Annotated in this window: 9 protein-coding genes and 2 pseudogenes; 5 read left to right on the top strand and 6 right to left on the bottom strand. The window is 59.3% G+C overall.

The annotated features are described in order from the left end of the window. Positions 1-57: 57 nt before the first annotated feature. Positions 58-660: a glutathione transferase GstA gene (gstA, locus tag ACRESD_RS25970; RefSeq protein WP_431753520.1), complete on the bottom strand. Its 603-nt coding sequence runs from the start codon at positions 658-660 to the stop codon at positions 58-60. 96 nt (positions 661-756) lie between these two features. Between gstA and ACRESD_RS25975 the strand changes: the two genes are divergently transcribed. The 3 genes and pseudogenes from ACRESD_RS25975 to ACRESD_RS25985 form a co-directional block, all read left to right on the top strand. Continuing rightward, positions 757-1,626, top strand: a complete 870-nt coding sequence (locus ACRESD_RS25975; RefSeq protein ID WP_431753521.1) for a LysR family transcriptional regulator — start codon at positions 757-759, stop codon at positions 1,624-1,626. A gap of 167 nt (positions 1,627-1,793) precedes the next feature. After that, a pseudogene (locus ACRESD_RS25980) lies at positions 1,794-2,570 on the top strand (PAS domain-containing protein); the annotation flags it as partial. A 135-nt stretch (positions 2,571-2,705) separates the two neighbouring features. Continuing rightward, a pseudogene (locus tag ACRESD_RS25985) lies at positions 2,706-3,113 on the top strand (methyl-accepting chemotaxis protein); the annotation flags it as partial. 137 nt (positions 3,114-3,250) lie between these two features. Here the strand turns inward: ACRESD_RS25985 and ACRESD_RS25990 are convergent. From ACRESD_RS25990 to ACRESD_RS26010, 5 genes are all read right to left on the bottom strand, one after another. After that, positions 3,251-3,763: a hypothetical protein gene (locus tag ACRESD_RS25990; RefSeq protein ID WP_431753522.1), complete on the bottom strand. Its 513-nt coding sequence runs from the start codon at positions 3,761-3,763 to the stop codon at positions 3,251-3,253. Positions 3,764-3,951: 188 nt separating this feature from the next. Continuing rightward, complete coding sequence (locus ACRESD_RS25995; RefSeq protein ID WP_431753523.1) at positions 3,952-4,401, bottom strand: hypothetical protein; 450 nt, start codon at positions 4,399-4,401, stop codon at positions 3,952-3,954. Between the two features lie 127 nt (positions 4,402-4,528). Beyond that, a complete protein-coding gene (locus ACRESD_RS26000; protein WP_431753524.1) occupies positions 4,529-5,938 on the bottom strand; it encodes an MFS transporter in 1,410 nt (469 codons plus the stop codon). Between the two features lie 25 nt (positions 5,939-5,963). Then, positions 5,964-6,596, bottom strand: coding sequence for a glutathione S-transferase family protein (locus ACRESD_RS26005; protein WP_431753525.1), 633 nt, complete (start codon positions 6,594-6,596; stop codon positions 5,964-5,966). Positions 6,597-6,700: 104 nt separating this feature from the next. Next, positions 6,701-7,732: a LacI family DNA-binding transcriptional regulator gene (locus ACRESD_RS26010; RefSeq protein ID WP_431753528.1), complete on the bottom strand. Its 1,032-nt coding sequence runs from the start codon at positions 7,730-7,732 to the stop codon at positions 6,701-6,703. A gap of 213 nt (positions 7,733-7,945) precedes the next feature. On the opposite strand from ACRESD_RS26010, the gene ACRESD_RS26015 reads away from it, so the two are divergent. Continuing rightward, positions 7,946-8,479: a gluconokinase gene (locus ACRESD_RS26015; protein WP_431753526.1), complete on the top strand. Its 534-nt coding sequence runs from the start codon at positions 7,946-7,948 to the stop codon at positions 8,477-8,479. A gap of 84 nt (positions 8,480-8,563) precedes the next feature. Then, on the top strand, positions 8,564-9,916 hold the full coding sequence (locus ACRESD_RS26020; RefSeq protein ID WP_431753527.1) for a GntP family permease: 1,353 nt from the start codon (positions 8,564-8,566) through the stop codon (positions 9,914-9,916). The last annotated feature ends 91 nt before the right edge of the window (positions 9,917-10,007 follow it).

Below are 10,007 nucleotides of genomic sequence, written 5' to 3' on the forward strand. Positions count from 1 at the left end.
GACTGACACTCCGCTTTCGCGAGCAAGCCCGCTCCCACATGTTGATTGCATTTTAGGTCATGGATTTTCGACTGTCAGGGCAGAAATGACTGCAGGCCGCTGACTCACCCGCTGCATAAACGCAGCCAACGCCGGCCATTCCCGCAAGTCGATGTCGTGAAACGCCGCCCAGCGCAGCACCACGAACAGGTAGGCATCGGCCACCGAGAACTGTGAACCCAGCAGGTAATCCTGACGCTCCAAGGTCTGCACCAGGATTGCAAAGCGCTTGAACAGCGTGGCCTTGAACAGCGCTTTCACTTCATCCGGGATTGCGCTGTTGAAGAACACCGCCAGCCCGCCATGAATTTCGGTGGCGACAAAGTTCAGCCACTCTTGCAGGCGTACGCGCTCCCAGCTGCCGTTGGCAGGGGCCAGGCCGGCGGTGGGTTTGAGGTCGGCCAGGTATTGCAGGATCGCACTGGCTTCGGTCAATACCTGGCCGTTGTCCAGTTGCAGCGCGGCCACGTAGCCCTTGGGGTTGATCTGCAGGAAGTCCTCGCCGTGGGCGGTGGTCTTGGCTTGGTTGTCGACCAGCACCAGTTCGAACGGCAACGCCAATTCGCGCAATACGATGTGGGGGGCGAGGGAACAGGCGTTGGGGAAGTAATACAGTTTCATCAGGGACAACTCCGTTGAATTTGCGCCAGTCTCGCGGGCATGGCACCGTGCGTAAAATTAAACCTTCAGACCCCTGCCATAAGGACAGCTACTGTCATGATGAACCTGATGCACTGGCGCTTGCTGGTCGCCGTCGCGGATCACGGCAGCATTACCGCCGCCGCCGAGTGTGTGGGCATGACCCAGTCCGCTGCCAGCCAGGCCATGGCCGGCATGGAGGCGACGCTGGGCGCGCAATTGTTTACCCGTGAACCGCGCAAGACCCTGCCCACTGCATTGGGGCTGAGTGTGATCGAACAGGCGCGGGTGATGATGGGCGCACTGCAGACAATCCGCAGCACCGTGGAGGAGGCCAAGCCCATGTTGCGTGGGACGCTGCGCGTTGCCAGTTTCCCCATCGTGCTGGATACCTTTCTGAGCCCGCTGTTGCTGCGTTTCAAGCGGCTGTATCCCGGCATTGAGGTCACCACGCTGGAAGTCACCGACAACGAAGTGAATACCTTGCTTGACGCCGACCTGATCGACTTGGGCGTGGTGCTCAACCCCAAGCCCGAGCGCAATGCCACGGTACTGGGGCGCGATAATTGGTTGGCGGTGGTGCCCGCGCAGCACGAGTTGGCTCAGCGCCCGATGGGTGCCACCGTGACATTGGCAGAATTGCTGGAACAACCCTTTGTACTCGCCACTGGCGGCTGCACCGCCAACGCCAGAAGCCTGAGCGCCGACGCCGGCTTGGCGTTGCGGGATGTTCGTGTGGAAGTGCGTGAATGGAGCAGCGCCTTCAGCCTGGTGCGCGAGGGCATTGGCGTGACCCTGGTGCCGGAAATGACCCTGCCGGTTCAGCGCGATGGGCTGCGTGTGATGCCGCTCAGCGTTCCCGTGCACCGCGAGTTCTCTTTGGTAGTTTCGCCAAATCGTGGGCCATCCGCAGCTGCCCAGGCCTTGTTAAAAATGCTGGCGGACTAGTGGCCTTGCATAGCGTCAACCCCTGTCTATGCTCATCCAGAACCGTTGATGACGTTTGCCATTTAAAGCGTTTCGGATGGTTATTTCCCCATGAAAGTGCACCAGTAATATCCAACTTATGAATGGAATGCGCCTTCCAGGCGCCGGGAATCAAGGGTGATCTGACCATGTTCAACCGCCATCACAAATCCGACCTGCAAGAAATCGAACGTTTTTCCTGTGCCCTGACCGAAGCCAACGCCAAGCTCGCCGCCATCAGCCGCTCCATGGCGATGATCGAATTCGACCGCAATGGCGTGATCCTCGATGCCAACGACAACTTCTGCAAAACCATGGGCTACAGCGCCGAGGAAATTCGCGGCAAACATCACCGGATCTTCTGCGATGAGGCGTTTACCCACACCGAAGCCTACGCCAAGCTGTGGCGCGACCTGGCCCGGGGTGAGGCGTTGAGCGGCACCTTCATGCGCTTGAACAAGCGCGGCCAGGAAGTCTGGCTGGAGGCCAGCTACATGCCGGTGCTGGACAGCAACAACCAGGTGCAGAGCGTGATCAAGGTCGCTTCGGATATTTCCGCACGGGTCCACCATGAGCACGAGAACCAGAGCCTGATCGATGCCATCGGCCGCTCCATGGCGGTGATCGAGTTCACCCCGCAGGGCCAGATTCTCAACGCCAACGACAACTTCCTGCGCACCGTGCAGTATTCCCGTGAAGAGATCATCGGCCAGCACCACAGCATGTTTTGCCATCGCGCCGAGGTCGAGTCGCCGGCGTACAAGGCGTTCTGGGCATCCCTCAACCGTGGCGAGTACCACTCCCATCGGTTCGAGCGCAAAAACAAATATGGCAAGACGCTGTTTCTGGAAGCCTCCTACAACCCGATCTTCGACACCAACGGCCGCCTGTACAAAGTGGTGAAGTTCGCCAGCGACATCACCGACCAAGTCACCACCCTGCGCACCGCCGCCGATTCGGCCCATGCCACCTCGGTGCAAAACGACGCCTGCGCACGCAAGGGCTCGGAGGTGGTGCAGCAAACCGTGCAGATCATCGAAGAAATTTCCAGCGATCTGAACCAGGCGGCCCAGAGTATCGACGCAGTAAACAAACAGTCGGACATTATCGGCGCCATCGTGCAAACCATCCGCAGCATTGCCGAGCAAACCAATATGTTGGCGCTCAACGCGGCGATTGAAGCGGCGCGGGCTGGCGAGCACGGACGCGGGTTTGCAGTGGTGGCTGATGAAGTGCGCAGCCTTGCAGCACGCACCAGCCAGGCGACGGTGGAGATTGTCGATGTGGTGCGCAAGAACCACGACCTGTCGCTGAGCGCGGTGTCGAGCATGCAATCGAGCTTGAGCCGCACCGGGCTGGGGGTGGAGTTGGCGAATGAGGCGGGGCAGGTGATCCTGGAAATTCAGGAAGGCTCACGGCATGTGGTGGATGCGATCAGTCAGTTCAATTCCACCCTGCAACTGCAGTAGCTGATCTCTAGAACACGGCAGATCTAATGTGAAAGAAGATCCAATGTGGGAGGGGGCTTGCCCCCCGATTGCAGTGTGTCAGGCAGATCATCTGTAGCTGATCCACCGCTATCGGGAGCAAGCCCCCTCCCACATTTTTAGATCGCGGCCAGGGTTTCTTTCACCGCCTGCACCTGCGGGTCGGCGGTTTTTGCCGCTACCTGCTGATCCTGTTGCTGCTTGAGGCGTTCAGCCACGGCCTTGGAAATCGCGTCCTGTTTTTCCTGCGGCAGCTTCTGCACATCTGCTTCGGTCAAACCCTGCTCCTTGAGCAACTGTTCGCGAATGCGCTCGGCCGGGGATTTGCTCATGTAGTCGGTAAAATCTTCACGTGCCGTTTTGCCGGTCGAGTCGGTGGCCGGCACTCCCGAGGTCGCGCTCGTCGCTGCCGTGGTGGCCTGCAACTGTACGCGGGTCTTGGCGAAAGCTTCATCGATACGGTCGTTGGCTTTGTCCAGGTCCTTTTGCGCGGCCGGCACCGTGACGCTTTGCTGCGCCGCTTGCAGGGCACCGCTGTACAGCGTGCTGGCGGCAGCGTTGGCGGGGTCCATGTCGGGGCGCTTGATATGTTGGATCGTCGACACGGCTTGGGCGTTGTTATTAACCAGCATGATCGGTCACCTGTGGAAATGTTCGTGTGCCACAGGTTGAGCAAATAGCGTGCCGGACACGATGTGCCCTGCGTTAGGGGGGAGGCTGGTTAGCTAAGGCAAGAAATGTCCTATTTACGGCTAGTTCTTGCCGTTGTCTGGCATTTTGATGGCTTCCCCCCCATGACATTTACGGGCCTATTGTTGCGTCAACGGCCAATACCAACTAATTGAAACTCCCCTCCATTGACCTCCAATAACTCTCCGTTTTTCCCTATGGCTCTCATGTTGAACCTTGCGTGGACTTTTCCAGTGCTGGTATCAAACTCATAAAACGTTATTTGCCCTGAGGAAGCTTGAAAACTGAGAGGCTCGGGGTCGGAGGCGTACTTTAAGTCGCAGGTGGCCGTCACCGGGCCGTCGGGATTACTGATGGTGTATTTATCTCGGTTTCCTGTGATTCCAAGTGGGAGGTGGAGCTCTATATAAACAACGTTCGCACCCCCCATTGTAGTGTCCAATATATAGCGGAATGCGGTTTTTCTTAGTCTGATCTCGTCGGCCCTGTATTCAAGAATCACATTGCCTCTGACGAGTTGTGCAGTGAACGTTCCATTGGTGGGGTTCTTGTCGTTGCTTCCAACTTGGGAATTTGCCATGACGTTATCCTCATTTGTCCGCTACGGGATTTACAGAGCTGTCTAAGCCCTGCTCAAAATCAGATACTCATAGCGACTTCAGATCTACTGTCAGAAATAACAGTCATGACAAATGGTAGCGTTGCTATCAATGGGCGATATTTTCCAGCGCCAGGTTACGTGTGCGCGGCCCGAACCCACTGATGGTGATCATCACGATCAACATACTGCTGGCAATGAACGCCAGTACCCCCGGCGTGCCCAGGTGTTCGAGGATAAAACCGATCAACAGGCTGCTGAACACCGTGGACAAGCGGCTGAACGAATAACAGAACCCCACAGCCCGCGCTCGGATATTGGTGGGGAACAGCTCGCTTTGATACGAGTGATAGCTGAAGCTCAGCCAGGCATTGCAGAAGGTGATCATCACCCCGCAGATCACCAGCCCCACCGCCGTGGTTTGCAGGGCGAACAGGCTGCCGAAGATCATCGCGCCGAGGGCCGAGCCGACAATCTGCCATTTGTTCTCAAAGCGGTTGGCCACCTTCACGAACAGCAGCGGCCCCAGTGGGTAGGCGAGGGTGATGATGAAGGCGTAGAGCAAGCTATGGGTCACGCTGACACCTTGACCCGACAACAGCGCCGGCAACCAGTTGCCAAAGCCGAAAAAGCCGATGGCCTGGAATACGTGGAACACGATCAGCATCAACGCGCGGCGCCGATAGGGTGGCTGCCAGATGTCGGCAAAGCGACCATTGCCTTGCACGCTGACCGCTTCGGGCTCGGGCTCATCCAACGGTTTGCCATGATCTTTCTGGCAGCGAGCCTCCAAGCTGTCCATGATTGCATTGGCTTCCTCGAAGCGGCCTTTTTGCGCGAGCCAGCGGGGTGACTCCGGCAAGCGCTTGCGCAGCCACCAGATAAACAGCGCAAACACTGCACTCGACAACACCACCCAGCGCCAACCGGACACCCCGAAGGGTGCCTGAGGCACCAGCCACCACGACATCAAGGCCACCGAGGGCACTGACAGAAACTGGATGAAAAATGCAAAGGCAAACGCTGAGCTGCGCATGCGCTTGGGCACCAGTTCCGAGAGATACGCGTCGATGGTCACCAGTTCGATGCCCAAGCCAATGCCCACCAGAAAGCGCATGCAAATGATGCCCAGCGCCGATGTCTGAATGCCCATCAACACAGTGGCGACCGTGTACCAGATCAGCGCAAAGGTGAAGATCGCCCGCCGCCCGAAGCGGTCGGCGATGGGGCTGAGCAGGCTGGCGCCGAGGAACAGACCCAGGAAGGTGGCCGAGGCGAACGCGGCCTGGTCGGAAAAACCGAATACACCGCCACTGCCGGTGGCAAACAGGCCGTCCTTGATCAAGCCGGGGCTGATGTAGGCGGTCTGGAACAAGTCATACAGCTCGAAAAAGCCCCCAATCGACAGCAACGCCACCAGGCGCCAGACAGTGGCAACGGCAGGCAGGCGGTCGATGCGTGCGCTGATGTGGGCGGCGCGGATTGGATCGACGCCGTCTGTGGCGGAGGATGAAAGCATGGGAGCAGTTCCGAGGGGGCGTGGGTTAGTTGTGACCGTCGAGTGCAAAGGCCTGGAAACCGGCGCGCTGGCTGAGCCGCTGGTAATACGCCTCGACCGCAGGGTAGGGCGGGTGCTCCAGCGGCGCGTTACGCCAGCGATGTACCGAGAGGCCGACGAGGATATCGGCCAGGGTGAACTCATCACCGGCCACGTAGGCGCCGGTTCTGGCCAACTGTTGTTCCAGCAGCCCCATTTTGTCGTTCCAGGCTTTTATGCCGGCACTGAGGCGTTGTGGGTTCTGGTAGTCGGGATTTTTGCGTACCAAGGCATGGAATGCATAACCCCAGGAAGGGTTGAGCTCGGTGGCTTGCCAGTCCATCCACTGCTCCACCTTGGCCCGGGGGGCGGGTTCGGCGGGCAGCAAGTCGTGGCGTTGGTACAGGCCCACGAGGTAACGACAAATGGTGTTGGATTCCCACAGCACGCCGTGGTCGTCGATCAGTACCGGCACTTGGGCGTTGGGGTTAAGGGCAAGGAATTCGGGGGATTGGGTAGGGGAGTAGCCGACGCCCCAGTCTTCGCGGTGATAGTCGATACCGAGTTCGTGGCAGGTCCACAGTACTTTGCGCACGTTGATGGAGGACGTGCGGCCCAAGATTTTCAGTGAGTGTCCCATGGTGCTTCCCTGGCATTGGAAAGCAGCCAATCTAGCAGGCGTAGGACGCTACAGCGATACTTCCCAGGGCACACGGAAAAAATGTGGGAGGGGGCTTTGTAGGGTCAGGTACTTTCCCGCACCTGCAACTCAAACCCCATATCCACCACCGGCTTGGCGATCTTGTTACCCGCCATGATCGTCAATAAATGCTCCGCCGCACGCCGGCCAATCGCCTCTCGCGGGGTGCTGATGCTGCTCAGGCGCGGCACCATGAAGGACGATGCCGGCAAGTCGTTGAAGCCCAGCACGGCAATGCGTTCCGGTACTTTGATGCCGTGGCGCAGGGCTTCCAGCAGCGCGCCCTGGGCGAGGTCGTCGTTGCCGAAGAAGATCGCGTCCACGTCGGGATGGCTTGCCAGCATCTGCAGGAACAGCTCGCCGCCCAGGCCCACGGAGGACGGGCGTGGAGTCAGCAGTTCCAGCGCCGGGTCGTACATGCCGGCTTGTTGCAGGGCACGGCGGAAGCCTTCACCGCGCAACAGTGTGCGTTGGTCCAACTGCGCGCCGATGTAGGCAAGACGCTTGCGGCCACGGGAGAGCAGATGCGCCGCCGCGGTTTCACCGGCCGCCAACTGTGAAAAGCCCACGCAGTTCACGCCGGCGTTGGGGTCCAGGTCCATCATGTACACGCACGGCACATTGCTGGTCTCGACCATCCGTCGCGCGCTTTCGGTGCGATCGAAGCCGGTCAGCAGCAAGCCCCGTGGCTGATAGGCCATGTAGTTGCGCAGCAGGTTCTCTTCTTCATCGCGTGAATAGTGGGAGTTGCCGATCAGTACTTCAAAACCTTTGGGCCGCAGTACTTGGTGGATGGCCTCGAGGGTTTCGATAAACAGCAGGTTGGACAGCGACGGTACCAGCACCACCACCGAATGGCTTTGCGCCGAGGCCAGGGCACGGGCGGCAGGGTTGACGACGTAATTCAGCTCACTGGCGGCCCGTTGCACTTTTTCCACCAGTTCGGTGGCCACGGTGCTGATGCCACGCAGGGCACGGGAGGCGGTAATCGGGCTGACGCCAGCGAGACGGGCGACTTCATTGAGGGTCGGGCGACCCGTGGTGCGCAATTTTTTATCGTTCTTGGAGGTCATCAGGCGGCTTGCCAAACAAAAATCGAGGCACTAAGGTAGCGCTGTCTCCAAAAGGCTGCAAATACTTGAACGAAGGGTTGCCTGATCCCGTTCAAATCGCTGGAGAGGATGCACGCGTCACTCCATAAAAAAAGACAAGACGGCGCGGGAAAAGCCTGTTTTTGCACTAGCCTTACAGCGTGCAAAGGTAGCGCTATCTGCGTCCTGAGGTGTTTCATGAGTCAACCTGTTACCGCCCTGGTCATCATGGGTGTTTCCGGCTGTGGCAAGTCCAGCGTCAGCGAGGCCCTGTGCCGCCTGAACGGCGCCACCGCCATTGAAGGCGACAGCTTTCACCCCGCCGCCAACATCGAAAAGATGAGTGCCGGCCACCCGCTCAACGACGACGACCGCGCCGGTTGGCTCGATATCCTCTGCGATGAACTGCGCCGTGCGCTCAAGGCTGGCGAGCATCCCGTGCTCACCTGTTCGGCGCTTAAAAAGAAATACCGCGACCACCTGCGTGAAGCCGCGCCGGGCCTGGGCTTTGTGTTCCTGGAACTGACCCGTGCCGTGGCCGCCGACCGCGTGTCCCATCGCCCTGGCCATTTCATGCCGGCAAGCCTGATCGACAGCCAGTTCGCCACCCTTGAGTCGCCCGTGGGCGAGCCGCTGACCCTGGCCCTCAACGCCAGCGAAGACAGCGTCGAGGCCCTGGCCCGGCAGACCCATGCCTGGTGGCTGCAACACGGCTTTGAACCTACTCATTAATTTTTTGCCGGAAAAGATAGCGCTATCCCCGGCAAGAAATTCAACACCCGCTTTAATAACAACAACAAACAGGAGAGACCCCCCATGTTTGGCATGTCCCACGAGTCTTACCTGCTGCTCGATGCAGTGGTCACAATCATTGGGTTGATCGTTCTGATCACCAAGTTCAAGGTGCACCCGTTCATTGCCCTGATCATCGCGGCCGGTTTCCTCGGCCTGACCTCGGGCATGCCCGTGGACAAGATCATCAAGGCATTCCAGGACGGTTTCGGCGGGGTGCTCGGCTTTGTCGGCATTATCCTCGCCCTGGGCACGATGCTCGGCAAGATGATGGCCGAATCCGGCGGTGCCGATCAGATCGCCCAGACCCTGATCCGCGCCTTCGGCAAGGAGAAGGTCCAGTGGGCCATGATGTTCGCCGCGTTCCTGGTGGGCATCCCGCTGTTCTTCGAAATCGGTTTTGTGCTGTTGATCCCGCTGGTGTTTATCGTCGCGCGTCGTACTGGCGTATCGCTGATCAAGATTGGTATCCCGCTGCTGGCTGGCCTTTCGGCAGTACACGGCCTAGTGCCACCGCACCCGGGCCCACTGTTGGCCATCGGCGTGTTTGGCGCAGACATCGGCAAGACCATCCTCTACGGCCTGATCGTCGCGCTGCCGACCGCCATCATCGCCGGCCCGATCTTCGGTACGTTTATCGCCAAGTACATTCCGGGCAATCCGTCCCAGGAGTTGGTTGATCAACTGGCCCGTGAGTCTGAGAACAAAAACCTGCCGAGCTTCAGCGTGACCCTGATCACCGTGCTGCTGCCGGTGTTCCTGATGCTGCTCAAGACCTTCGCTGACATCGCGTTGCCGGACGGCCATGCCATCCGCAACTGGATGGACATGATCGGTCACCCGATCACCGCCTTGTTGCTGGCGTTGCTGCTGTCGCTGTACACCTTCGGCCATCGCCAAGGTATCGGCTCCAAGCAGATCCTCAAGCTGCTCGACGCCAGCCTGGCGCCGACGGCCGCGATCATCCTGATCATTGGCGCTGGTGGCGGTTTCAAGCAGATGCTGGTGACCAGTGGCGTGGGTGACGTGATCGGCCATATGGCGGTGAACGCACAGATCAACCCGATTCTGCTGGCGTGGCTGGTGGCGGCGGTGATTCGTGTAGCGACCGGCTCGGCGACAGTGGCGACCATCACGGGCGCGGGCATTGTGGTGCCGGTGGTGGGGATGATCCCAGGGGTCAATCGTGAGCTGCTGGTGCTGGCGACGGGGGCGGGTTCGTTGATCCTGTCTCACGTCAACGATGCGGGGTTCTGGCTGGTGAAGCAGTACTTCAACATGACCGTGGCCGAAACATTCAAGACCTGGACGGCGATGGAGACGATTCTGTCGATCGTGGCGCTGATCTTCATCATGCTGTTGTCGCTGGTGGTGTAAGCCACACCACTGGGATTAAACCCAATGCAAATGTGGGAGGGGGCTTGCTCCCGATAGCAGTGGGTCAGTCACCAGATGCAGTGACTGACAC

The organism is Pseudomonas sp., from assembly GCF_050739995.1.
Classification (GTDB): Bacteria; Pseudomonadota; Gammaproteobacteria; order Pseudomonadales; family Pseudomonadaceae; genus Aquipseudomonas.